The sequence below is a fragment of the Ruegeria sp. CE8 genome (assembly GCF_056537465.1).
Genome location: NZ_JBQFRP010000007.1, coordinates 217,484 through 241,440 on the forward strand (window position 1 = coordinate 217,484; position 23,957 = coordinate 241,440).

Genomic DNA, 23,957 nt, shown 5'->3' on the forward strand with positions numbered 1-23,957 from the left:
CCTAGGGTTCTCCGCTGCCAATTTCTTCACGACGTTTAGCGATATAGGCGTCCAGCTCTTCGCGTATCGCCGAATCCATTTCCGGGGCCTGATATTCACGCAATGCCTGCTGCCAGATGTCTGTCGCCCGTTGAAGTGCATCTTTTGCCCCGGCGGCCTCCCAGCTCTCGTAGTTCTGCCAATCTGACAGCATAGGCTTGTAAAACGCGGTCTCATACCGGGCCATCGTGTGTTCGGTGCCAAAGAAGTGGCCACCGGTAGGCACTGAACTGATCGTATCAAAACCCAGTTCGGCGGCATCGAACTTCATCGGCTTGAGAAACTCCATCATGTTCTGGATGATTTCGACGTCCATTATGAATTTTTCGTAGGAGGCCGTCAGGCCGCCTTCGAGCCAGCCCGCCGCGTGGTAAACGATGTTCGCGCCGCCCAGGACTGCGCCCCAGGTTGCCATCATCGTCTCATATGCGGCCTGCAGGTCGACCACATTCGACGCATTGGCGTTCGAAGTCCGATATGGAATGCCATATCGCCGCGCCAGTTGACCGCCCACGATGTTGGCCTTGGCGTTCTCCGGCGTGCCAAAGGCCGGGGCACCGGATTTCATGTCTACGTTGGACGTGAACGAACCATACATGACCGGCGAACCGGGGCTGACCAGTTGGGTCAGCACAACACCAAACAGAGCCTCGGCATTCTGCTGCGCCAGCGCTGCTGGCAAGGTAACCGGAGTCATCGCCCCCATAAGGGTGAACGGCGTCACCGTTACCGGCTGACCGTATTCCGCCATCGCAATCAATCCATCCCCCATTGCATCGTCGAAGAGACGTGGCGAGTTGACCGAGATGATGGTGATCACACCGGGATCGCCGCGCATCTCTTCGGGTTTTTGCCCGCGCGAGATCGCCATCATGTTGATCCCATCCATCGCCCGCCCCCGCCCGATGGCGGTGCAGTGAAAGCTCAGGTCGCTAAACGTCAGATTGGCGTTATAGGTATCCAAGTGGCGGTTGTTAGCAGGCATCTCGATGGGTGCCATCACCTGGTTTCCGATCAGGTGTATCGCATTGAAATGATGGGCTAGCCGAATGAAATTACAGTAATCTTCGTAGTTACCCTGTCGTCGCCCGTTGATACAGTCGTGAACGTTCGGAGGCCCCGCCACCAGCCCAAAATTCACATGATTGCCGCCCAGCGTGATCTGCTTGGCGCGATTGCGCGAGGTCAGAGTGAATTCGCGAGGAACTGTTTTGAGAGCTTCCGTAACAATGCTCTCATCCATGCGGATTGTCTTTGTGTCCCGGTCAACGATAGCTCCGGCGCGCTCGAAAATATCCATAACGTTGTCGCCCATGACGCGGATACCCGCCTCGGACAGGATCCGCATTGAAGTCGCGTGCAACTGGTCCATCTGGTCAGGATTCAGCAACTCGAACGGCGGGTACTCATTGCGGATCTGTTGCCACGGCAACTGATCGACACCCGCTGCGCTGCGGCCAGATTTACCGCGCCGTCCGCCTCCGCGTCTTTCTCGTGCCATGTTTTGTCTGCCCCCGTTTCCGATTCTGGATGTAGCTGAAATGCGCCCAGCTGTGCGGTTCTGCACTTTCTAAACGTACCAACCGCAGAAGCCCTGTTTTGCCACTTAGCGACGCATTCATGTCGAAAAGAGAGCATGAGGATTTCTCACGCCTGGGCGAAAAAATTCCCGGGGCATTGGGTCGGGAATTTTTGCAGCTTAGCCGCCGCAACCTGTCGCATTTGAAACCTGCGAGGTGTCGCGATTGGACAAGATGCCTCACCGCAGCCTTTCCTATGCAGGTCATTAGCCGCTGGGAGAAACCCGATAATGATGAACCTGCCCCACCTTACGTTCCTACGGTCATTCGAGGCTTCTGCGCGACACCTGAGTTTCACCAGTGCCGCCGAAGAGCTGAACTGCACACAATCCGCGGTCAGCAACCATGTGCGTTCGCTCGAGGAGTTCATCCAACGCCCGTTGTTTGTACGCCACCCCCGCTCTCTGTCACTTACAGACGTCGGAGAAGCCTATTTGCCGTCTGTGCGACACGCTCTGCAAGAAATCGACGTCGCAACCCGATCCGTCAGCCAACGCCCGCACACGCGAAAAGTGGTCGTTTCTTGCCCGTTCAGCCTTGCGGAAAGTTGGCTGCCAGACGTGATCCGCGAATTCAACGCGGCTCACCCCGATATTGATCTGACTGTGCACGGGACAGTCTGGACCGACGTCGAAAACAGCGTTTCCGATGTCTCGATCACGATCCATCATGTCGACGAAGCGACCGCAGATATGAAACGGCTGTGGGAGGAAAAATTGACGGTCGTCTGCGCGCCGGGTTTTACAGTGAATGGAAAGCCGCTGCGCGATCCGGAACAGCTACGGCATGCCCGCCTGATCCATATTCTTGGTCGGCCAGCCTATTGGGAACTTGTAGGCAAATACTTCGACCTGACCGACCTGAACCTGAACGAGGGCCAGCGAACAAACGCCTCCAATCTGGCAATGGAATTGGCGGTGCGGTCCCTGGGCTGTGTCGTTTTGCCAAAATCTCTTACCCGTTCTTATGTGGAACGCGGAGTGTTGATCGAACCCTTCAAAATCGATCTGACCAGCCCATGGGCTTATTATTTCACGGCCAAGGACAAGCTTCCAACACCATCCGTCCAACTGTTTCGGAATTGGTTGTCGAAAGCTGCCGCTGACGAAAAGTGGTCCGATCGCGACATATCGAAAGCCTGAAAACCAAGTTTCGAAATGTCTGTTTTGGAAGCGGAATTGTCGCAAGTATTTCAGCGCAAAAACGGGTCGGAAATATCCTGTGCCTGTGAGGTGCCGCTGTTTGATTCTCAGGCAGCGGAGAATTGGGAAGCCGGTGAGATTCCGGCACTGCCCCCGCAACGGTAAAGAAGGTCAGGTACGGCAATCAACCACTGGGACGAGGATCCCGGGAAGGTGCCGATACCGGGCGAAGGCCCCTTCCAAGTCCGGAAACCAGCCTCGCAGATAAGTCAAACCGCGGGTGGCGGTGGGGGCGCATGTTTCGGACGTGATCCTCGCACGGCTCCGGACGGCTCTCCCTTGCCATCTGCCCAAGCAATGCCGCGGGGCGCGGCAGGAGAGCCAGAAGTGAGCATTATTCAAACCCTGTTGGCACGTCGAAACCCTGGTTATGCGCTGGAACAGGCGTTTTACACCGATCCCGAGGTTTTCCAGGCTGACCTCGAATCCATTCACTACCGTGATTGGCTGTTTGCCATTCCCGCCTGCGAACTGGAAAAGCCTGGCAGCTATGTCACCCATAATGTCGGAGCTTACCGCGTCATCATAGTGCGTGGCGCGGACAACCAGATACGGGCTTTTCACAACACCTGCCGCCATCGCGGATCGGTCATCTGCAAGGCCGCAAAGGGACATGCGCCCAAGCTGGTTTGCCCTTACCACCAGTGGACATATGAACTTGACGGATCCTTGCTATGGGCCCGCGACATGGGGCCGGACTTTGACCCAAAGCAACACGGATTGAAGACGGTTCACTGCCGCGAACTGGCCGGCCTCGTTTACATCTGTCTGGCCGATGAAGCGCCAGATTTCGATACATTTGCAGAACTTGCGCGTCCCTATCTGGAACCGCATGACTTGGCCAATGCGAAAGTTGCCTTTGAGAGTTCCATCATTGAAAAAGGTAATTGGAAGCTCGTTTGGGAAAACAACCGCGAATGTTACCACTGTGGTGGCAACCACCCGGCGCTATGTCGAACGTTCCCTGATGATCCGGCCGTGACCGGAATAGAAGGCGGCGAAACCCCAACCCATATGCAAGCGCATTTTGACCGCTGCGAAGCTGCAGGCATGCCCTCTCAGTTCTACCTGCATGGTGACGGGCAATACCGCTTGGCGCGGATGCCGCTGAAAGAAGGCGCGCAAAGCTATACGATGGATGGAAAATCGGCCGTGCGCCGCTGGTTGGGTCGTTCGCCGTTCCCAGATGCTGGTTCGCTCTTGAAGTTCCACTATCCGACCACATGGAACCACTTTTTGGCCGACCACTCTATCGTTTTCCGGGTCACTCCGATCAGTCCCACGGAAACTGAGGTCACCACGAAATGGCTGATCCACAAGGACGCCGTCGAAGGGGTCGATTATGACCTGAAACGCCTGACCGAAGTCTGGACCGCCACCAATGACGAAGACCGTCAGGTGGTCGAGGATAATCAGCAAGGCATCAACAGCCCGGCCTATGTGCCCGGCCCCTATTCGCCTTCGCAGGAATCCGGAGTTCTGCAATTCGTCGATTGGTATTGCAACACTCTGGCTGCCCGACTGGCACCGGACGCCATGGCTGCGGAGTAACGGCAATGAAAGACCTTAGCCCCTCAACACCATTGATCTGGCAAGACAGTGAAACACTGGAATGCGTCTCGGTCGTGCCAGAGATGCCAAATACCGCCAGCTTTACGTTTCGAGCACCCTCCGGTGCGATGTTCGCTTACCAGCCCGGGCAGTTTCTAACGTTGGAAATCCCTGCCCCGGGTCAACCTGGCGGTGTCGTTCATCGTACCTATACGATATCCTCCTCACCCTCTCGTCCCAGATCCATCACGATCACCGCGAAAGCGCAGCCTGACAGTATCGGCACACGCTGGATGTTGGATAACCTTCAACCTGGCATGAGGGTAAAGGCGCTGGGTCCTGCAGGCTTGTTCACCAACGGCGAGAGTAGCGCGCGAAAATACCTCTTCATTTCAGCAGGCTCTGGCATCACCCCAATGATGTCCATGACAACCTGCATGTGGGACGAAGGCCGCAATCTGGACATCGTTTTCATCAACTGCGCCAAACGTCCATCCGAGATCATTTTTCGCCAGCGACTTGAGCAGATGGCCAGCCGAACGCACGGCCTGGATTTGAAGTTCGTAGTGGAAGAGGCCGATCCCTACCGGCCCTGGACAGGCTATCAGGGCCAATTCAATCAGCTGATGCTCGGACTTATGGCCCCGGACTATCTGGATCGCGAGGTCTATTGTTGCGGTCCGGAACCCTTCATGCAAGCCGTGCGGGATGCGCTGACGGGCCTTGGTTTTGACTTGGAGCACTACCATCAGGAAAGCTTCGGTGCGCCCATTGAGACTGAGGCTGATCTGCCCGATCTGGATGACGTCATCCCCGATGAAGAGGCTAGCGCAGAAATTCACTTTGCAAGCTCGGGTGTCACCGCCAAGGTAGCCGAAACCGACACCGTGCTGGCAGCGGCACGTTCTGTTGGCCTCAACATTCCGTCAGGTTGCACCTTCGGCGTCTGCGGTACTTGCAAGGTCAGAAAAACTGCGGGCGAGGTTCACATGGTCCACAATGGCGGGATTTCAGAGGATGACATCGAGGCCGGCTTTATCCTTGCCTGTTGCTCCAACCCAATCGGCAAAGTCGAAGTCGAAGTTTGAAAAACGCGGAAGGCGCACCCCTTACGCCTTCCGTTTTACCCTCTTCGACCGGGTTTCAGACCCTGTACTGGCGCTGCCAGCCAAGCAGGCTGAAACACGCAAACAAGATAGCCGCCACGCAAACGATGGACGGGCCAGCCGGCGTGTCAAAGACATAAGCCGCCCGCAGCCCGGCCACAGCAGAGGTCGCGCCGATTGCAGCGGCGATCAGCGCCATCGTTTCCGGTGACCGCGCCAGGCTGCGCGCAGCCGCTGCCGGGATGATCAACATCGCCGCGATCAGCAACACGCCGACAACTTTGATAGCAACAGCCACAGTGACCGCGAGCGACAAGGTCAAGACCAACTGCTCGCGCTTGGGATCAAAGCCGCTGGCATAGGCCAACTCCTCGTTCAGCGTCGCAGTCAAAAGCTGGGACCAACGCCAAGTGATCAGGGCGACCACCAACGCGGCACCTCCCCAGATTACGATCAGATCTGAGCGGGAGACGGCCAAAATGTCGCCAAACAAGTAGGCCATCAAATCAATACGAACGCCGGACAGAAACGACACCGCCACAAGACCAAAGGCCAAAGCTGAATGCGCCATTACTCCCAGCAACGTGTCCATCGCATACCCACGGCCCGCCAACAAAGTGACAGTTAGAGCCATCAGAAGAGCAACGGCCAGCGCACCGGTGAAGACCGAGATCTGAAAAGTCAGAGAAAGCGCAACACCCAATATCGCAGCGTGCGCTGTTGCATCTCCAAAGTAAGCCATCCGCCGCCACACGACAAAACATCCAAGCGGCGCTGCGGCAAAGGCCACGCCAACACCCGCGAGCGTGGCACGGGTCATAAAATCATCAAGCATTATTCTGCGGCTTCCTGAGAGTTCGTATCGCAAGTGTGGTCGTGATCGTGATCATGGCGATAAAGGGCGAGCGCGCCGCCTGTTCCAGTCCCGAACAGCGCGCGGTACTCTGGGGCCGAGGCCACGACGGCCGGTGAGCCCTCACAACAGACGTGGCCGTTCAGACAAATCACCCGGTCCGAAGCGCTCATAACCACGTGAAGCTCATGGCTGATCATGATGATCGCACAGCCGGTTTCGCGGCGCACGCCTTCGATCTGGCGATAAAACGCGGCCGAACCGGGTTGGTCGAGGCCCTGGGTCGCCTCATCCAAAAGCAGGATTTCAGGCCGGTTGATCAACGCCCGCGCCAGCAACACCCGCTGGAACTGACCGCCGGAGAGCTGCGACATCTGACGTTTCATAAGGTCGGGAACGCCTGCGGTTTTCAGCGCAACTGCACAGTCCTTGCGCGAAACGCGATTTGTCAGGCGCATGAAGCGTTCAACCGTGATGGGCAGGGTCGGATCAATGTGCAGCTTTTGCGGGACGTATCCAATTCTCAGACCAGGCTTGAGTTTGACTTGCCCGGCAGACGGTGCCGCCGCACCGATGATCGCCCGCAGAAGGCTTGTCTTGCCCGAGCCATTGGGGCCGACAATCGTGACGATCTCGCCCGGCTCAACAGCCATGTCAACGTTACGCAGAACTGTATTGGCCCCATAACTTATGCTAAGGTCTTCTACGGTAATAAGGTTCATTTCTACGCCTTTTTGGTGCAGTCTGGGCAGACACCTTCGGCTTCTACAACTGTCCGCTCAATCTCGAAACCCACGGCGCGCGCGGCGGCACCCAACGCACCCTTGGCAGGTGCGGACTGCGCTTCGGCTACGGCGTCGCATTTTCTACAGATCATAAAGGCAGGCGAATGTGCGGCACCGGGATGCGCGCAAGCGACAAATGCATTCAAACGCTCAATCTTGTGTACGAAGCCATTGTCGACAAGAAAGTCGAGTGCCCGATAAGCTACAGGTGGCTGCGACCCGAAACCCGCCTCGCGCAACCGGTCAAGGATTGCATAAGCGCCAAGCGCCCGATGTTCCTGCAACAGCATTTCAAGCACCTTACGCCGAACCGGCGTCAGGCGCAGACCTTCGTCTTTGCACCGCGACTCGGCAATCGCCAGAGAACTATCGACGCAGTTCTCGTGGTCATGTTCTTGGAACCCAAGCAGCGCCGTGTCTTCGGCAGATGCGGGTATTGTCTCACTTGTCATGTTATTCCATATCATATATGCCGCTCGCAACGTTATAAAATCACACAGAGGGTCTGATGTCCAGAAAGCTTCTTCCTATTTCGATCACTGCTGCGTTAATGGGCGGCACAGCAATGGCCGATGTCCCGAATGTCGCGGTAGACATTGCACCAGTACACTCATTGGTAGCACGCGTCATGGAAGGTGTAGGAACACCGGATCTGATCGTACAGCCCGGCGGGTCGCCTCATGAATACAACCTGCGCCCTTCCGAAGCGTCGGCCCTGCAGGAAGCAAATCTGGTGTTCTGGATCGGCGAGGATCTGACGCCATGGATGGAAGGCGCGATTGAAACTCTGGCCGACGGTGCCACAGTCACGTCCCTACTGGAAGCGGACGGCACTGTGCTTCTCGATTTCCGCACAAGCGCCCTGTTTGAGGCGCATGACCATGGCGATGAGGACAGTCATGGCCGCGAGAAGCATGCCGAAGACAAGGATCACGACGACCACGACCATGATGACGAACATGGTCATGAGGATCACGCAGAAGACCAAGATCAAGACGATCATGACCACAGCGACGAGCATGCCGAAGGTGATGACCATGATCATGAGGACGAGCACGGCCACGACGACCACGCTGAAGGTGAAGACCACGATCACGAAGAACATGCCGGGCATGATGACCATGCACATGGCGACCATGATCCGCACGCCTGGCTCTCGCCGGAAAATGCCAACACATGGCTGAACGTGATTGCCGCACAGCTTTCCGCTGCGGACCCGGACAACGCAGGCACCTACTTCGCAAACGCTGCCGCCGCACGTGAAGAAATGGCAGCGCTTTCCGCAGAGGTGAACGAAATGCTGGAGCCGGTCCGCGACAGCAGCTTTATCGTGTTCCACGACGCTTATCAGTATTTCGAGAACGCCTTTGACTTCCCAGCCTCGGGCGCGATCTCTCTCAGTGACGCCTCCGATCCAAGCCCGGCCAGAATTGCCGAGATTCAAGGTCGCATTCGCGATGAAGGTATCGATTGCGTTCTGGCGGAACCGCAATTCAATCCGGGTCTGGTCGAAACCGTCATGGATGGAACCGAAGCAAAAACAAACGTGATCGATCCACTGGGCGCTGAACTGGAGCCCGGCAGCGGTCTGTACCCGGAAGTCATTCGGAACATGGCCAAATCACTGGCTGAGTGTCTTTGACATCAATGATCAGCTCATGCCACTTCGATGCGTGGAATGGACTGACTGTTGCTGGGGGCAACTCATTTACCCAGTTGGCTTAAGTTAACCAGTATCGTTGTCCCCAGCCCACTCAAACTGTGACGCCGTCCATCCACTTATCATTTCGCCGAATTTCAACGCACCAACGAAATCGGCAACTGCCCGAGGGTCGGGGTGTACCAAGCGTCTGCGTCAGGCGGCAATCGTCTTCATGGCACCAAGAAACTGCGCCACCTCGGCGACGCTGTTGTAATGGCACATCGAGACGCGGACACAACTGTCCAGCCCAAGTGGCGACAGAATGTTACCGGAATAGTGATCCGCCTTACGTAAATGGGTGCGGATACTTTGTTCGTTGAGTAACCGCACAACGTCTACCGAAGGGACGCCGTCCACAACCAACGAAACCAGACCCTCGCGCGCCGGGTTGTCGACGCCGCCGAGAATAGTCACCTTCTCCATCTCGGCCAGTCCGGGCAGGTTCCCGGTACCGTGAATCATCGCATCGGTCAGCGCCTTTTCCTGCGCATGGATCGCCTCGCCTGCGGCTACAAACTTTTTGCGCCTATCGTCAGAGTCGGTGACCTGCGACCCCAGCCATTCGAAATAGCCGACCACATCGGACATGGTGGCGTAGGAACCGGTGTCGCGCGTGCCCATCTCCCAGTTGTCGGCTGGGCCGTCGATCAGGCTGTTATGGGGCAGAGTGGTCAGCCGGTCCGAGATCCAGGCAACCCCATAGCCATGGCGCGAAAACACCTTGTAGGGCGAGATCACATAGCCGTCCACGTCATAGGCCGTCAGGTCGATCCGGCCGTGCGCGGCGTGCTGGATACCATCGACGATGATGTAGCAATCCGGCGCAACCGCCCGGATAGTAGCCGCCACGGCCGCCACGTCGACCCCCATACCGGTGACAGGCGAGGTGTGAACGATAGTTGCCACTTTGGTGTCGGGCGTGACATTTGCGGCATAGGCTTCGGCAGACACGGTGCCGGTGGCGTCATCATGCTCGACAAGAACATGGCTTTGGCCCGCGACACGTGCCCAGCGGTCACAAGCACTGCGGGTGGCGGGGTGTTCCAGCGTCGTGCCAAGAACCTGACCGGTGCCAGTACCCAGACACGCGTTCATGATCAGGCGGAACAGGAGCTCAGTTCCGCTTTCGCCAACGAAGAACTGGCCACCCGGCGCATTCATGAATACCGCCATATCCTCTTTGGCCTGAGTGATCACGCGCACCAGTTCGTGGCTGCCGGGATTGTCACGCCCCTGATTGTCAGGAATGGCCGCATAGTCCTGCGATGTTTCCACCACCGAGTTCAGCGTTAGCGCGCCGCCGGCATTTTCAAAAAAGATGCGCGGCCCCTGCTGCGGGCAATGGTCGATCTGGGCAAACCGGTCACGGATTTGCTGAAGCAGTTGGTCGTTGATCTGGGGCATTGGTACTCAATCGTGCAAGTGTTTCATTCTGACATGTTATATGTGTTGCAACCCAAAGTGCGCGCAAAAAAACCGGGGGCTATGCGGTAAAATTTTGTTCAGCATCGCGACAGTTCTGTGACACCAGATGATTTAACCGCCTTTCCAGTTTACTCCGCAGGCACGGCCTCGGTTTCTGAGTCCTGTCGACCAGCCATAACGCGAAACAGCGCGGGCACCAATGTCAGCGCAGCAATCGTTGCTGCGAACTGACCAAATATGATGGCAAGGCACAGTGGCCTCCACGCTTCGTCTGCCAGTGCCAAGGGTGCCAATCCGACCATGGTTGTCAGTGTTGTCGACACGATCGGGCGAAAGCGGTCTGCCGCCCCCTGGCAAGCGGCCTGCGCGATATCCATTCCCTTGGCTACGTGCCGGTTCATCGTGTCCACAAGAACAATGCCGTCATTCACCGCAATGCCGGCCAGAGCAATCATCCCGATGACCGCCGGAAAGCTGAGTTCAATCGCAAACAGGAAGAACCCGAAACCCACGCCGGACAGTCCGCAAACCACGGTGACAAGGATAATCGCCGGCTGCAGGAAGGATCGGAATTGCAGGATCAGCACTGACGCCACGCCAAGCATCGCCAGGATAAAGGCTTGCTGCGCGCCGCCATAGGTTTCGCCTGCCAGCTCGAACTCGCCCGCGAATTTATAGCTGTAGCCTGGTGGCCAGTCTTCCTGCATCGCCCTGAGTTCAGGATCGATCAAGTCGTGCAACTGGTTGAAGGTGTACGAAAAGCTTTTGCCCATGACCGTAGCGGTGCGCTGACCGTCTTTGTGGGAGATGGTCAGAGGGATGCGATCGGTGCGCTGCTCGGCCAGTAGTGAAACCGGGACCCAACGCCCATCCGGCACACGGATCTGGATGCTTTTCCATTCTTCCCAGGTTTCTGGCCCACCCAGTCGACCCTGTTTCGAGGGCCAGTAGGTCTCGACCCGGATCTCCAGATCATCCGCGTCCGAACTGGTGCGCATTTTGGCCGCCTCATAGTCGCCCAGGTAATGGGTCAACTGAGCGTTAAAATCGGCCTCGGTCAGCCCGTAGCGCTGCAAAACCTCGCGCCGCGGCTGGATCGTCACCTCGATCCGGGACTGACCGAGATTGTCACGGATATCACTAAGACCCGGAAACTGCCGAAGCCGCTGCTGCACTTGCTGGCTGATACGTTGAACACCCTCCAGCTCTGGCCCGAAGATATTGATCTGCAACGGGTCTTCGTTGGTGGACGCACCTGTTTCCGAGGTGATCAGCATTCGGTAGCCGGGAACATCGGTCAAGGCTAGCTCGATCTCCGCACGTAAAGCGGGCACGGTCTGAAATGCAAGTTGGTCTCGCTGCGCCTTGGGCTTGTACAGAACCGTAAACCCAACAATGTTGCGCGCGGTCGCAACCGACAGACGATCTTCGGCAGAACCTTCATAAACAAAGTCGCGCTGGCCAACGACCATCAAGGTGGAGGTAAGGTAGGGTTTGTCCTGCAGGATGTCAGCGATCTTCAGCGCGACGTCGCGTGTGTCCTCCAGCTTGTTGTCCGGAGACAGCTCTACCGTTATCCCCATGTTACGCCCATCCGACAAAGGATATAGCGTGACCGGCAGCAGTGACCCCAGCATGAAGCACGTGGTAATCACCGCGGCCCCACCGGCGATCCAGCCCCATGAGGTCGAGCGGCGGCGCACCACGGCGCGACCAAGCCACCCGCGCAGCCAGGTTTCCAGACGTTCGGTGATCCGGTCGACCAGCATTGGCTGAGCATTCTCGCGGCGCGACAGCAGGAATTGCGACAGCGGGATCGTGATTAGCAACGACACCGCATAGGACACCACCAGCAGCACGCCTGCCGTCACGGGAATGGAGCGTATGAACTTGCCATCCAACCCGCCGATCATGGCAAGCGGCACGAAGATCAACACGGTGGTTACCGTCCCGGCCAAGGACGGCACGGCGAATTTCTTAACTGTTTGAATGGCGGCTTCGCGGAATTTCAGTTTCTTGCGGTGAACCCCTTCGTGCATCCCTTCCATCATCAGGATGAAGTCATCTACCAATAGGCCGAGGGCCAGCACCATGCCGATGACCACCATGACGTTGAACGTGTATCCCAACATCCAAAGCGCAGCGAGCCCGCCCAGCATGGTGACTGGGATCGACAGCGCCGCCACAGTTGCTTCGCGCCATGTGAGCAGAAAGAACAGGATGACGAATACCGCTGCTACCGATTGCCAACCATTGACCAGCGTCTTGTCCAGTTCCTGTTGGATGATTTCGGCGTCGTTCGACACGATGTCGTATTGCAACCCGACCGGCCAGTCGCGCGCCTGCATGGCCGCATCGATCACCTGCGTGGCCGCATCGACTAGCTTGATCGTGTCCTGCCCATCCGCTTTGATCACCGACAGCGCGACGCCTTGCGTGAAGTCGCGCCCTTCGCTTGAGTAGTAGGTTTCCGTTTCTGCCCGGTACAGCGCTTGTTCGACGCGCGCCACGTCGCTTAGACGAACGACATATCCGGCCGGGCTGCGGTGGATCACGAGATCGGACAATTGATCGACATCGTAGATCGCCGTTTCGCTTTTCAGACTGAAGGACTGTTCGGGGCCTTCATAAACACCCAGCGGAAAGTCCTTGGCATGGGCGCGAATAAGGCGGCCCACATCAACCGGCGAAACATCATGCGTGCGCAGGCGTTCAGGCAGTAATTGTATCCGCACATAGGATTTGCGGTTGCCCAGCAGGTCAACCTTGGTGATACCCGGAATGCGCAGCAGTCGCTTTTTCAGACGCTTGGCTGTCGCGTCCAGTTCACTGGGCGGAACCCGCCCGTACAGAACGAAGGATGCAATCGGCATCGACCGGATTGATGCCTGCGTAACCACAGGCGTTTTCGGCCCCTCGGGAAACTCTGCCCGCGCCTTGTTAACCCGTTCGCGCAATTGACTGATGGACTCTTGCAACGGCGCATCCGCGTCGAACTCCGCAAGAATAACCGAATTCGAGTGCGTCGAACCGCTGGAAAACTTCTTGAGGTCCTCAAGATCGCGGATTTCCTGCTCGATCCGATCAGTTACCTCTTTTTCCATCACGGACTGCGGCGTGCCGTGCCAACCGGTGTGGATGAAAGCCATCGGAATCTGCAGATCCGGCAGCGATTCCTTGATCATGCCGCGAAAGGCAAACACCCCGCCGACGGTGATGAACAACAGCAGCAATATCGCCAGAATTGGATCGACAAAAAAGAATGAAAACAGGCGATTGCCCTTGGCGCGCTTTTTACCCATTGCGTGCCTCGGAATCTAGCAGCTGAACGGAATCTCCGGGTAGAAGCCTGTGCCGTCCTTCGGTAACGACAATGTCCCCTGGCTTAAGCCCCTCGGGGACTTCAACCAGCGTGTCTTCGCGAATTCCGGGCTGAATGATGCGTTCGGAAACGGTGTTGGTGTCAGGGTCAACGACCAGAACGTACGCCTCATTGTCCCGATGCAGCAGCGCCTCGACGGGTACAACCGAAGCCGCTTTGGCGTCCCTCAGGATTTTAACCCGCGTCAGTTCTCCGTCGATCAGACCCAGGTCTGCCTCATTCGTGCGCAAGGTGACACGTACAGTGCGTGAGTCCGGCGACAACATCGGCGCCACGGCGTGCACCGACGCATGAAGAAGATCCGCTTTGCCCTGCCCCACGCCTTGGCCAGCCGGCCCGTCACGCAAAACAATTGCTGGATTGCCAACTCTCAGTTCTGCGCGCCGATGCATCGGAATTTCGACTTCAATCTCAAAAGAGGATGCGTCCAGCAGGGTCACCGGAAAAGTGGCGGCCATGGAAGTGTCGTCCCGGGAACTCATTTCCTCGGGCAATACATACTCGCCCTCGCGGATGTTCAGCCGAGCGATCACACCATCCCATGGCGCGTGAATTCGTGTTCGCTCCAGGTTGCGGCGCGCCTGCGATACTTCGTTTCGCGCGGCCAGCACCCCTGCTTCACTTGCGACAACGCGGGCCTCGGAGGCTGATACGTTGGCAATAGCTACTTCCAACTCGGCTGTGGCTTCATCGAATTTCTGCTGCGAGACCACTTTCTTGTCCAGCAGCACCCGGGCACGGTCAAGCCGCGTTCGCCAGAGGTTTTCGGTGCTTTTTGACTGCTTCAACTGCGCGTTGGCCATATCGACATTGCGCTCTGCCTGGGTCAGGCCGGTGTCCGCAATTCTGAGCGCCTCAATGTAATCAGCATCATCAAGACGCGCGATCAACTGACCTTTCTGGTGTTCCATCGGACCGGTAACGGGTGCGCCCTCACGGACGTTGTCGCCCACCTCGGCAACCCGACCCGGCACTTCAAATGTCAGATGGCTGCGGCGTACCGCCCGAGCCGTTCCTTCACCGTAGATCCAGTCGCGCAGCTCCTGTTCACGCACCTCAGCCCAACGCACCCGTGTCGGAGCCGGCGGCGCAGGCTCAAGCGCTTCATAGCGCTCGGCCATACTGGTCCAGCTGACATAGGCAGTCCCCACCACCAGCGGCAACAAAAGGCAAACAAGAAGAACTATCCTGACCGCTTTTTTCATAATCGAGGGTCTCCGAAACCAGTTTGGAGAAATGATTTATGGGATTGTTATTTTTTGTCAATAGCGACAATTTATAATTTTGCACTGTTGGTGAAACGCTGAATGGTCAGTTTGCTGAGCACATTCAAACAGCCTGGTCCGGCTGATCCGGATCAGGCTGAGGCCTTTCGGCACACTCAATGCAAGTCAGGCGTCACATTACTGGCGAGTAGTGCAGGCTTCACTCGAACGGGAAACTGTCCAACCGCTCGTTGCCATCTTCGGTAACCAAAACCTGTGTTTCCAGTTTGACGCTTTCCGATCCTTGTTTGGCGATCAGGCTTTCCACACAAACGACCATTCCGGGCTCGAACCGCCCGGACATCGCGCCTTCGCCCCAATCCACATGCAACGGAACGACCGGCCATTCATCGGCCATGCCCACACCGTGAACCGCCAAAGAATATCGATAGGGAATGTAAGGGTCAGGAATACCCCAACTTTTGCTATTGAACTCGGCAAGCTGACGCCCGGGCGCACCAGTTGGAGGTTGTGGTGAATCTGGTCCAGCGCCGTGTCGTACAAGCGCCGCTGGGTCGACGACATGGGCGTGTAGCCACAGGTCCACGCGCGGGAAAGATCGGCGCAATAACCGTACGGGCCAATCATGTCGGTATCGAACGATATCATCTCGCCCAGTTGGCAAGGTCGGTCCGAACACTCCTGATACCAGGGGTTCGTCCTTGGGCCGCAAGTCAGCAACTTGGTTTCCAGCCAATCGCCACCCGACCGCGCATTCTCGAAATGCAGATGCGCCCAGAGTTCACGCTCGGTGGTGCCTGGGGTCGAATGCTCGTAGATCCGCGCCATGCCCGCCTCGCACACACGGATAGTCCAACGCATCAACTCGATTTCATCGTCGGATTTGATCGAGCGCGCGATCTCTGTAAGCGGTGAACCGGCAATAGGTTTGAGGCCACGCGCTTTCAATGCATCGACACCCCCGTTCTCGAGCTTATCGCAGGCTATTCGCCGGTTATCTCCGCCATATTCCCGGACGATGTCCGCAATTTCATCGGCCCAATGGTCTGTTGCCGCCTCAGTCTTGTCGCCTGAGGCCATGAACATCCAGGTTTCGGCGACCCTCATTTCGTCAATGCCCGGCAAACCCTCGCTTTGATGAAGGCAGCCTTTGAACTCGAACATGATGGCTGGTCCGTTGTTCAGGATCAGCGCATATCGTATCGGGTTATGAAGCGTCCAAACCTGCATGTTGGAACAGTCAAACGCATACCGAATGTTGCAGGGGTCATACAGCAACAGCGCGGCGCAATCCGCGATCTCCATCTGCTGGCGCAGACGCTGCAGCCGGTATGATCGCGCCCTGTTCAAAACCGCGTCCGGCACTGGGCTTTTTAGCGGTTTATCCGCACCCTCGGCGTTCAGATAAGTGAGCTTGCGGTCGTCTTTGAAGGCTCTTTCCGCGTTCATGATGCGCGCCCGTAAAACCCGATGCGCTCCTCCTCGGTAAACTGAACATTCGGGCGTTCATAATAGGAAAACACCGCGATAATGCGGTCGCGTTCACCCCTTACGGGCGTAACACGGTGGGCCGTATTCTTACCTTTGAAGATATTCAAAGTCCCCGGCTGCAGTTTCATCAGCGTCGGCTTGCGGCGCCCTTCCAGCAAATCCGCTACCCCGTCGTAGTTTGGGTCGGTATCACTGCGCAGATCTTTCTCATACTCGAAATCACCACCCGAGTCCGGTGCTTGCAGCAGAAGCGTTGTGGTGAATTCCGATCTGTCAAAGTGCCAGTTCAGAGCCTGCCCCTGAGAATAGGCCATGACATTCACCCGGGCCAGCGGGTCCTGCATGACGAACAGTTCTGGCTTCTCCATCACCGCCGCCAGAAATTGCGCAAAAAGAGGCCATTCATACAGCCGGATCACAAGCGCCTGTCCCATCCGATCCGCACATATTGTCCGGTTCGAGGTTTCGAACTCGATCAGGGCGGGATGGTCGTTGCTAAGGCCGTCGATGGCTTTCTTGAAGTAAATGTTGTGCCGACGCGCATGGACAAAAGAGTTTTCATCAAAAACCGGTTTGAGCTCGGCCACGGCAGATTGGATCGCGTTGTCCCGAATAAATCCGGGCAAATTGAACAGGCCATTCGCGGACAGTTCCAACCTGCAGCGTTCAATCAGCTCTTGCCACGCCGCGCTGCCTTGCTGGTCCAGCGGGTATAAGTCCAAGTTGATCACTTCACGCATCATCGATCCTCCCAGTCTTTATTCCTGAGTAGGCCTTGTACAGTGGCCTTATCAATAGGTATTCTTTTTAGGGTACATTAGATTTTCTAAAGGACAGTCATGAAACGCACGGCTCCACTCAATGCGCTGCGCGCGTTCGAAGCCGCTGCCCGAACAGGGTCATTCACCAAAGCTGCGCGCGAACTGAACGTAAGCGCAGCGGCCGTCAGTCAGCAGGTCAAATTACTTGAAGAATTTTGGGACGAGACCTTGTTCATCCGACAAGGCAACCGGATTTCCCTGACGGATTCCGGACAGATGGCCTATCCTGAACTTGCCGGTGCGATGACGCGCCTGACGGACCTGTCCGACAGGATGCAGCGGACAAACACCCGTCGAAAACGGCTGGTGCTGAGCGCCCCGCCATCGGTCGCTGAGACATGGCTGGCGCGGAAGCTTTCCAAACTCGGGTTAGACAGCCTTGAAACACCTCTGGGCGTTCGGATCGAGGAAGATCCCGTGGACTTTCAAGCCGATCGCATTGATATGCGCGTTTTCTATGGTCACGATCTGTATGGTGACTATCAGGTCGTATCCCTGTTTTCAGATGTTCTGGTTGCCGTGGCTTCGCCGAAGTTGGCCGCACAATACAATCACGGACTGATCCACGTTCCGGATCGATGCTTCATCCACACCGACTGGGGTCCGGGTTTCGCCTCTTCCCCGGATTGGAACACAGTATTGGATGGACGCCGGATCATTGATCGGTCAGCCGGGCAACTTGTGGGGCACAGCAGCACCGCGTTGAGTTTTGCGCGCAATGGTCTGGGTGTGGCCCTCGTTCCGCAGGAAATGGCCACGACAGATCTGAAAACCGGCCACATCATCAAGATGAACCTGTCACCGATCACGCTGCCGCAGGACTATCTGATTGCTTATCCAAAAAGACTAAAGTCACACCCGGACGTGCAGAAAATTGTTAAAACGCTGCAAAATGACTAACCCGGCGCAGGGGCGACGTGGGGTCATCATCGTGATTTGTTGACGATGCCTTATCGCCAACATACGAACTGATTAACATGCAAAAATCGCAGTACCCAACCCTACTCAACGATCGCACAGCGCGCGGTTTCTGGCCACGTTCGGATCGCGAACATGCTGCAGGTCAGCACTTGCTGAACTATGGCGCTAAAGATGCGGCGGCCACCGCCTGAACCGAAACCCTCTATCAAGGCGGCACGAGTCCCGCAGAAGCCTTAAGGACAAACCCCATGAGCGCCAATATCATCATCAGCACCCAGGATCGCGTTACAACCGCAACCATTTCCCGGGAAGAAAAGAAAAACGCGATCACCTTCGCCATGTACACGGCGATGGCCGAAACCATCGAAGAATACGGACAAACCGACGGAGCGCGTGCGTTGGTCATCACCGGGTCCGGCGATATGTTCACGGCTGGCAATGATCTGCAGGATTTCATGGCTGGCGGAATTCCGGCAAGCGCTGACGAAAACCCAATCGTGCGGTTCCTGAATGCGATCCGCGATTGCCCCAAGCCTCTGATTGCAGCAGTCAACGGCCCGGCGATCGGAGTTGGCCTGACCATGCTATTGCACTGCGATCTGGTCTATTCCGCGCAGAGCGCCACGTTCAGTGCTCCGTTTGTCCAGCTGGGTCTGGTGCCCGAGGCCGGGTCGTCGATGCTGCTGCCCGCTTCGGTCGGTATGGCCGTCGCCAATGACGTCCTGCTTGCCGGTCGTATCCTGACCGCAGCCGAGGCATTGGATCATGGGTTGGTAGCCCGGGTCTTTTCTGACGGCGACCTGTCAACCAAAGTGCAAGAAATCGCACGGCAAGTCGCGGCCTCCTCTCCTGTCGCTCTCAGGCAATCCAAGGCGCTGATCCGTAGTCGGCGCGATGAAGTGGCCGGCCATATGGCCGCTGAAATCAGGATCTTTGCACAGCAGTTGCAATCGCCTGATTTCGCCGAAAGCGTTGCAGCCAAGCTGCAGAAAAGACAGCCAAATTACGGTTGAGCGCTATCGCTGCAGGTCAGCAAGATCTCTTACCCCATCCAAAGGCGATCCACCCTTCAGCGTCAAATTGGCTAGTGGGGCGGCATCAAGCTTAGGCCTTGTCCGGCCGGTTCAATGTATGTCGCTTTACCGGACATGTCGGCCTGTGTCGCCTTGCCAGATCGAACCTTGACCCGCGCTGTGTTGAACGATGATCGTTCAGCTGGCCAAAAATTTGAAGCGCCAGAGCCGAATGCGGCTCCGGCGCCTTGGTTTACGCGTCTTCGCCAGTTACAGGCAGATACAGGTCGCCCCCGTCGCGGAACTTGGCGGCCATGGCTTCCATTCCTTCCTTTTGCGCCTCGGACCGAATGTCGTGGCTGATCCGCATCGAGCAGAATTTCGGCCCGCACATCGAACAGAAATGCGCCACTTTATGCGCCTGTTTCGGCAGGGTCTGATCGTGGAATTCGCGCGCAGTGTCGGGGTCGAGCGACAGATTGAACTGATCCTCCCAGCGGAACTCGAACCGAGCACGCGACAGGGCATCGTCACGGCGTTGGGCACCCGGAAGGCCCTTTGCCAGATCTGCGGCGTGTGCGGCGATCTTATAGGTGATGACGCCGGTCTTCACGTCGTCCCGATCCGGTAGACCCAGATGTTCTTTTGGCGTGACGTAACAGAGCATCGCGCAGCCAAACCAACCAATCATTGCCGCGCCGATGCCACTGGTGATGTGGTCATAGCCTGGCGCGATATCGGTGGTCAGAGGGCCAAGCGTATAGAACGGCGCCTCGTGGCAGCACTCCAGCTGCTTGTCCATGTTCTCCTTGATCTTGTGCATGGCCACGTGGCCAGGGCCTTCGATCATCACCTGACAATCCTTCGCCCAAGCGATCTTGGTCAGCTCTCCCAGCGTCTCTAACTCGGCAAACTGCGCCTCGTCATTGGCATCAGCGATGGAACCGGGACGCAGCCCGTCACCGAGGCTGAACGACACGTCATAGGCGCGGCAGATGTCGCAGATTTCGTCGAAATGCTCGTACAGGAAGCTTTCCTTATGGTGATGCAAGCACCATTTGGCCATGATTGAGCCGCCGCGCGACACGATGCCAGTCACCCGGTTAACAGTCATCGGAACCATGTGCAGGCGCACACCCGCATGGATGGTGAAGTAGTCCACGCCCTGTTCGGCCTGTTCGATCAGCGTGTCGCGGAACACCTCCCACGTCAGATCCTCGGCAAGGCCGTTCACCTTCTCCAGCGCCTGATAGAGCGGCACCGTGCCGATCGGAACCGGGCTGTTGCGGATAATCCATTCACGGGTGTTGTGGATGTTGCGACCGGTGGACAGGTCCATGACCGTGTCAGCACCCCAGCGGATCGACCAGACCATCTTGTCCACTTCCTCTTCCATCGAGGAGGTCACTGCCGACGTGCCCATATTGGCGTTGATCTTGACCAGGAAATTGCGCCCGATGATCATCGGTTCGCTTTCGGGATGATTGATATTCGCCGGAATGATGGCGCGGCCTGCCGCAACTTCGTCGCGTACAAATTCGGGCGTCACATAGTCGGGGATGTTGGCGCCCCAATCATTGCCTTCGCGCCGCTCGGACGCGGCCTCGCGCAGTTGATTTTCGCGGATGGCAATAAACTCCATCTCGGGCGTGACGATGCCTGCGCGAGCATAGGCCAGTTGCGTCACAGCCTTGCCATCTTTGGCGCGCAACGGGGGGCGTTTGACGGGAAATTCCGGAGTCAGCCGGTCGCCTTCGACAAAGCCGTTATCCTCGGGCTTGATCTCGCGCCCATCATATTCTTCGACATCGCCACGCGCTTCGATCCACTTGCGGCGCAGAGGAGCCAGGCCTTGTCGAATATCGGTGATCACGTTCGGATCGGTGTAAGGGCCCGAGCTGTCATAGACCGGCAACGGCGGCTCGCCTGCCGTCGGGTGGACCGAAATCTCGCGCATCGGCACGCGGACATCCGTATGCAGCGTGCCTTTCACATAAATCTTACGCGAAGCCGGCAATTCACCTGTGGTGATCTTGGGATTGGGGACATTCATGTTGGTGCTCCTCAAGCGGTTCAACTCAAAAAGACACCAGAAGAGTTTTGGCTTGGGGAAACGAGAGGGCGTACGGCCCCCTGTTCGGAGTGCGCCCGCCCGGATCCTTGGCCTGCGCGCCCTAGCTTCCTACGCCAGTATCAACTGGGTCAGGTTCAAAGGGTCGCGTCGCCGGGCAATGCCCCGTCAGCCTCTCAGTCCCCTCGGTGGGACTCCCCTGCGTGAGGTCCGTCTAGCCTGAGAGGTATCGGCGAAGCAAGTTCCAATTTTGCCGCGTCATTCGCCCGGATGTACGTTCTGCAGGATTGCCAAGCGCGTTCCATTAGACGGAGTGCTGGACCAAAAACTGGCAATGGGTGGGCGTGGATTTCCACAGTGCCAGGCTAATAGGCTCCGCTCGCCGGTTCCGCGCGCAAACTATCGGACATGCGTTACGCATCCGTAAGCCACATATAGCGATAGCGATATCAATTTAATTTCATAAGTGGGGTGGTCAATTCTGGTTGACGGTGAAATGCAGTGCGCATCATCAAATTATGATTCGCTTTGGCAGACTTTCCGCATGTCTCGCAGGGCGTTTTTTGTGGCTGTGCAGATGGGAAACCATCCGGCGGCCGATCGAAGTCAGAGGAAACTCATGGGCCTGACCTGCTATGATGTAATGGTACCGCCTGAGGTACAGAAAACAATTCTGCCCGATGAAAGCATCGCGACGGCTTTAAACATCATCAGGGGCAGCCGGGCGCGTTTTCTGCCGGTAGTGGATGAGGACGGGACCTATGTTGGCGTTTTCACCGCCCCGACGCTTCTCAAGCTGATCCTGCCCAAAGCGGCAACCATTGGTCTGAACGACGATGCATCCCGCGTCCCGATCGAGTCCCTAAGCTTCATGAATCTGACACGGGAAGATTTCGAACAACAGCTGGTGCGGCTGAAGACCGAAAAGGTCCGGGACAACATGTCAAGACCATCCAACATCCCTGTTGCTGCACCTGACACACCGGTGATGGAAGGCATCTTCCTGATCTACAAATACAAACGGCACGTGATCCTTGTTGAGCCCGAGACCAACCGTTTCGTCGGCACCGTAAGCGCCAACTCGCTTCTGGATCGCGCACTCAGCTAACCCTATACGAACCGGACTAAAACCTTGGCAACGCATTCGACGTCACACGGAGAGAGCGCTCTCTCTGTTCCACAACTATTGGGAATCGATCCCCTTTGGATCGCGACCGGAATCCTGATTTTGGTTTACGCGGTACTGATCACAGAAAAGGTCAACCGCGCCATTCTGGCCATGCTGGGCGCATCGTTGATGGTCTTGTTTGGCATTATCAATCAGGAACAGGCCGTGGCCGGTGTGGACGCCAACACGCTGGCTTTGTTGATCGGCATGATGGTCATCGTCGGCATCACCAGCAAATGCGGGCTGTTCCAATACGTGGCGATCAAGGCCGCAAAAGCGGTGAACGCCAATCCAACCGGCATCCTGATCATGCTCACGCTGATTACGGCCGTTTTCTCGGCGCTGCTGGACAACGTTACCACCGTTTTGCTGATCGCACCAATCACTTTGCTGATCACCGAAGCGTTGGAAACGCGGGTTTTTCCATTCTTCATCGCCGAAATCCTGGCCTCGAACGTCGGCGGCACTGCCACGCTGATCGGTGACCCGCCCAACATCATCATCGGCTCGGCCGCAGGGCTGAGCTTTAACCAATTTGTTGTGAACCTGGCTCCTATCTCGGCCATATGTCTGGTTGTCCTGACCGGCATCATCTACCTGATGAACCGCAAGGAACTGGCCAGCATCCCGAAATCGGCAAGTGACCGGATCATGGGCTTCAATGAATCCGAAGCCGTCACCGATGTGGTCCTGATGATCAAGTCCCTGAGCGTGCTGGCATTAGTGTTGCTGGGCTTCACGCTGGGGCACAGCTATGGCATTCAACCGGGCACGTCGGCCTTGGCGGGCGCAGGTTTGCTGATGCTGCTGGCCTATGGTCATCAAAGCGGCGAGGAACAATCCGAGTCCGTGCACCACATTTTTGGCGAAGTCGAATGGGTCACGATATTCTTCTTCGGCGGGCTGTTCGTCATCGTTGCCGGTGTCGAACACGTTGGGTTGCTGGCTTTCTTTGGCGAGAAAGTGCTGGAGCTGACGCAGGGCGACATGATGTGGACCGCGTTCTTCATTTTCTGGGCCTCTGGCATCCTGTCCGCCATTCTGGACAACATACCATTCGTGGCCACGATGATCCCGTTGATCGAGTCTACGGCGGATACATTTGGCGGCAAAGAGGCAATTGAACCCCTGTGGTGGTCGCTGGCGCTTGGGGCCTGTCTGGGCGGCAACGGCACATTGCTTGGGGCCAGCGCCAACCTGACGGTTGCCGCATTTGCGGAAAAGGCCAAACAGCCCATCGGCTTTATCGCCTTTGCCAAAATCGCGTTCCCGATCATGATCCTGACGTTGATGATCGCGAACGTGTACATTTGGCTGCGATACTTCTGATTTCGGAGCCCTTTGAGCTAAGCACGCTGAAAGCATCGCTGGTTCAAAGGGCTTCAAGTTCCAAGAAGCGGCGAGGCGTCCAAATCGCCTCGACTTGCGGAATTACAAACTTCGCCCCCTTCGCGACGCAATTTTATTAGGTTGTCTTTTCGTTCAATCCCCCCTAGTGACGGCCTCACCTCGGGGTGCGCGGCTACCGCGCTGAGATGCCTTTGGCGAACCCGTAGAACCTGAACCGGCTAGAACCGGCGGAGGGAAAGGTAAAGGTTTCATCCATCCTTGCCCTCTCGCC

18 protein-coding genes and 3 riboswitches are annotated in these 23,957 nt (G+C 57.0%); of the genes, 8 read left to right on the forward strand and 10 right to left on the reverse strand.

Annotation, left to right across the window (positions count from 1 at the left end; translation table 11 throughout):
• Nucleotide 1: 1 nt before the first annotated feature.
• A complete protein-coding gene (locus ACR0AA_RS13740) occupies nt 2-1,540 on the reverse strand; it encodes a trimethylamine methyltransferase family protein (protein ID WP_480756251.1) in 1,539 nt (512 codons plus the stop codon).
• A gap of 309 nt (nt 1,541-1,849) precedes the next feature.
• Between ACR0AA_RS13740 and ACR0AA_RS13745 the strand changes: the two genes are divergently transcribed.
• The 3 genes from ACR0AA_RS13745 (at nt 1,850) to ACR0AA_RS13755 (ending at nt 5,460) form a co-directional block, all read left to right on the forward strand.
• Nucleotides 1,850-2,761, forward strand: coding sequence for a LysR substrate-binding domain-containing protein (locus ACR0AA_RS13745; RefSeq protein WP_480756252.1), 912 nt, complete (start codon nt 1,850-1,852; stop codon nt 2,759-2,761).
• Nucleotides 2,762-2,832: 71 nt separating this feature from the next.
• A riboswitch (cobalamin riboswitch) is annotated at nt 2,833-3,036 on the forward strand.
• 112 nt (nt 3,037-3,148) lie between these two features.
• Nucleotides 3,149-4,372 (forward strand): aromatic ring-hydroxylating oxygenase subunit alpha, encoded by a 1,224-nt coding sequence (locus ACR0AA_RS13750; protein ID WP_480664636.1) that lies wholly within the window; start codon nt 3,149-3,151, stop codon nt 4,370-4,372.
• 5 nt (nt 4,373-4,377) lie between these two features.
• A complete protein-coding gene (locus tag ACR0AA_RS13755; protein WP_480664637.1) occupies nt 4,378-5,460 on the forward strand; it encodes an FAD-binding oxidoreductase in 1,083 nt (360 codons plus the stop codon).
• A 55-nt stretch (nt 5,461-5,515) separates the two neighbouring features.
• Here the strand turns inward: ACR0AA_RS13755 and ACR0AA_RS13760 are convergent, their stop codons facing one another.
• From ACR0AA_RS13760 to ACR0AA_RS13770, 3 genes are read right to left on the reverse strand one after another with little or no spacing between them, the layout of a single operon-like run.
• Nucleotides 5,516-6,313 (reverse strand): metal ABC transporter permease, encoded by a 798-nt coding sequence (locus ACR0AA_RS13760; RefSeq protein WP_480756253.1) that lies wholly within the window; start codon nt 6,311-6,313, stop codon nt 5,516-5,518.
• A complete protein-coding gene (locus ACR0AA_RS13765; RefSeq protein WP_480664639.1) occupies nt 6,313-7,053 on the reverse strand; it encodes an ATP-binding cassette domain-containing protein in 741 nt (246 codons plus the stop codon). The genes ACR0AA_RS13760 and ACR0AA_RS13765 overlap by 1 nt, the downstream gene beginning before the upstream one ends.
• Before the next feature lie 2 nt (nt 7,054-7,055).
• Nucleotides 7,056-7,568 (reverse strand): Fur family transcriptional regulator, encoded by a 513-nt coding sequence (locus ACR0AA_RS13770; protein WP_480756254.1) that lies wholly within the window; start codon nt 7,566-7,568, stop codon nt 7,056-7,058.
• A gap of 56 nt (nt 7,569-7,624) precedes the next feature.
• Between ACR0AA_RS13770 and ACR0AA_RS13775 the strand changes: the two genes are divergently transcribed.
• The gene (locus tag ACR0AA_RS13775) at nt 7,625-8,758 is read left to right on the forward strand and encodes a zinc ABC transporter substrate-binding protein (protein ID WP_480664641.1); all 1,134 of its coding nucleotides are present in this window, start codon (nt 7,625-7,627) and stop codon (nt 8,756-8,758) included.
• A gap of 213 nt (nt 8,759-8,971) precedes the next feature.
• Here the strand turns inward: ACR0AA_RS13775 and ACR0AA_RS13780 are convergent, their stop codons facing one another.
• The 5 genes from ACR0AA_RS13780 to ACR0AA_RS13800 all read right to left on the reverse strand — a co-directional run bounded on the left by ACR0AA_RS13780 (nt 8,972) and on the right by ACR0AA_RS13800 (nt 17,085).
• The gene (locus tag ACR0AA_RS13780) at nt 8,972-10,222 is read right to left on the reverse strand and encodes an aminotransferase class V-fold PLP-dependent enzyme (RefSeq protein ID WP_480664642.1); all 1,251 of its coding nucleotides are present in this window, start codon (nt 10,220-10,222) and stop codon (nt 8,972-8,974) included.
• Between the two features lie 149 nt (nt 10,223-10,371).
• Nucleotides 10,372-13,545: an efflux RND transporter permease subunit gene (locus ACR0AA_RS13785; RefSeq protein ID WP_480756255.1), complete on the reverse strand. Its 3,174-nt coding sequence runs from the start codon at nt 13,543-13,545 to the stop codon at nt 10,372-10,374.
• Nucleotides 13,538-14,830: an efflux RND transporter periplasmic adaptor subunit gene (locus tag ACR0AA_RS13790; RefSeq protein ID WP_480756256.1), complete on the reverse strand. Its 1,293-nt coding sequence runs from the start codon at nt 14,828-14,830 to the stop codon at nt 13,538-13,540. The genes ACR0AA_RS13785 and ACR0AA_RS13790 overlap by 8 nt, the downstream gene beginning before the upstream one ends.
• Before the next feature lie 315 nt (nt 14,831-15,145).
• Nucleotides 15,146-16,300 (reverse strand): M24 family metallopeptidase, encoded by a 1,155-nt coding sequence (locus ACR0AA_RS13795; RefSeq protein ID WP_480756257.1) that lies wholly within the window; start codon nt 16,298-16,300, stop codon nt 15,146-15,148.
• Complete coding sequence (locus tag ACR0AA_RS13800; protein ID WP_480664646.1) at nt 16,297-17,085, reverse strand: HalD/BesD family halogenase; 789 nt, start codon at nt 17,083-17,085, stop codon at nt 16,297-16,299. The genes ACR0AA_RS13795 and ACR0AA_RS13800 overlap by 4 nt, the downstream gene beginning before the upstream one ends.
• 96 nt (nt 17,086-17,181) lie before the next feature.
• On the opposite strand from ACR0AA_RS13800, the gene ACR0AA_RS13805 reads away from it, so the two are divergent.
• Both ACR0AA_RS13805 and ACR0AA_RS13810 read left to right on the forward strand, forming a co-directional pair.
• Nucleotides 17,182-18,063 (forward strand): LysR family transcriptional regulator, encoded by an 882-nt coding sequence (locus tag ACR0AA_RS13805; RefSeq protein WP_480664647.1) that lies wholly within the window; start codon nt 17,182-17,184, stop codon nt 18,061-18,063.
• A 269-nt stretch (nt 18,064-18,332) separates the two neighbouring features.
• Nucleotides 18,333-19,097: an enoyl-CoA hydratase gene (locus ACR0AA_RS13810; protein ID WP_480664648.1), complete on the forward strand. Its 765-nt coding sequence runs from the start codon at nt 18,333-18,335 to the stop codon at nt 19,095-19,097.
• A 253-nt stretch (nt 19,098-19,350) separates the two neighbouring features.
• On the opposite strand, the gene thiC is transcribed toward ACR0AA_RS13810, so the two are convergent.
• Entirely contained in the window at nt 19,351-21,150 is a 1,800-nt protein-coding gene (gene thiC, locus ACR0AA_RS13815) for a phosphomethylpyrimidine synthase ThiC (RefSeq protein WP_480664649.1), read from the reverse strand.
• 109 nt (nt 21,151-21,259) lie between these two features.
• Nucleotides 21,260-21,379: riboswitch (TPP riboswitch) on the reverse strand.
• 408 nt (nt 21,380-21,787) lie between these two features.
• Between thiC and ACR0AA_RS13820 the strand changes: the two genes are divergently transcribed.
• Nucleotides 21,788-22,276 (forward strand): CBS domain-containing protein, encoded by a 489-nt coding sequence (locus ACR0AA_RS13820; RefSeq protein WP_480756258.1) that lies wholly within the window; start codon nt 21,788-21,790, stop codon nt 22,274-22,276.
• Nucleotides 22,277-22,300: 24 nt separating this feature from the next.
• Entirely contained in the window at nt 22,301-23,665 is a 1,365-nt protein-coding gene (locus tag ACR0AA_RS13825; protein WP_480664651.1) for an ArsB/NhaD family transporter, read from the forward strand.
• Between the two features lie 171 nt (nt 23,666-23,836).
• Nucleotides 23,837-23,940, forward strand: a riboswitch (TPP riboswitch).
• Nucleotides 23,941-23,957 lie beyond the last annotated feature (17 nt).

What these genes read in the sequence shown, in the direction of transcription:
- ACR0AA_RS13805 (WP_480664647.1), top strand. Translation starts at nt 17,182, where the DNA reads ATGAAACGCACGGCTCCACTCAATGCGCTGCGCGCGTTCGAAGCCGCT.
- ACR0AA_RS13765 (WP_480664639.1), bottom strand. Translation starts at nt 7,053, where the DNA reads ATGAACCTTATTACCGTAGAAGACCTTAGCATAAGTTATGGGGCCAAT.
- ACR0AA_RS13810 (WP_480664648.1), top strand. Translation starts at nt 18,333, where the DNA reads ATGAGCGCCAATATCATCATCAGCACCCAGGATCGCGTTACAACCGCA.
- ACR0AA_RS13760 (WP_480756253.1), bottom strand. Translation starts at nt 6,313, where the DNA reads ATGCTTGATGATTTTATGACCCGTGCCACGCTCGCGGGTGTTGGCGTG.
- ACR0AA_RS13755 (WP_480664637.1), top strand. Translation starts at nt 4,378, where the DNA reads ATGAAAGACCTTAGCCCCTCAACACCATTGATCTGGCAAGACAGTGAA.
- ACR0AA_RS13800 (WP_480664646.1), bottom strand. Translation starts at nt 17,085, where the DNA reads ATGATGCGTGAAGTGATCAACTTGGACTTATACCCGCTGGACCAGCAA.
- ACR0AA_RS13780 (WP_480664642.1), bottom strand. Translation starts at nt 10,222, where the DNA reads ATGCCCCAGATCAACGACCAACTGCTTCAGCAAATCCGTGACCGGTTT.
- ACR0AA_RS13795 (WP_480756257.1), bottom strand. Translation starts at nt 16,300, where the DNA reads ATGAACGCGGAAAGAGCCTTCAAAGACGACCGCAAGCTCACTTATCTG.
- ACR0AA_RS13775 (WP_480664641.1), top strand. Translation starts at nt 7,625, where the DNA reads ATGTCCAGAAAGCTTCTTCCTATTTCGATCACTGCTGCGTTAATGGGC.
- thiC (WP_480664649.1), bottom strand. Translation starts at nt 21,150, where the DNA reads ATGAATGTCCCCAATCCCAAGATCACCACAGGTGAATTGCCGGCTTCG.
- ACR0AA_RS13820 (WP_480756258.1), top strand. Translation starts at nt 21,788, where the DNA reads ATGGGCCTGACCTGCTATGATGTAATGGTACCGCCTGAGGTACAGAAA.
- ACR0AA_RS13740 (WP_480756251.1), bottom strand. Translation starts at nt 1,540, where the DNA reads ATGGCACGAGAAAGACGCGGAGGCGGACGGCGCGGTAAATCTGGCCGC.
- ACR0AA_RS13790 (WP_480756256.1), bottom strand. Translation starts at nt 14,830, where the DNA reads ATGAAAAAAGCGGTCAGGATAGTTCTTCTTGTTTGCCTTTTGTTGCCG.
- ACR0AA_RS13745 (WP_480756252.1), top strand. Translation starts at nt 1,850, where the DNA reads ATGATGAACCTGCCCCACCTTACGTTCCTACGGTCATTCGAGGCTTCT.
- ACR0AA_RS13785 (WP_480756255.1), bottom strand. Translation starts at nt 13,545, where the DNA reads ATGGGTAAAAAGCGCGCCAAGGGCAATCGCCTGTTTTCATTCTTTTTT.
- ACR0AA_RS13770 (WP_480756254.1), bottom strand. Translation starts at nt 7,568, where the DNA reads ATGACAAGTGAGACAATACCCGCATCTGCCGAAGACACGGCGCTGCTT.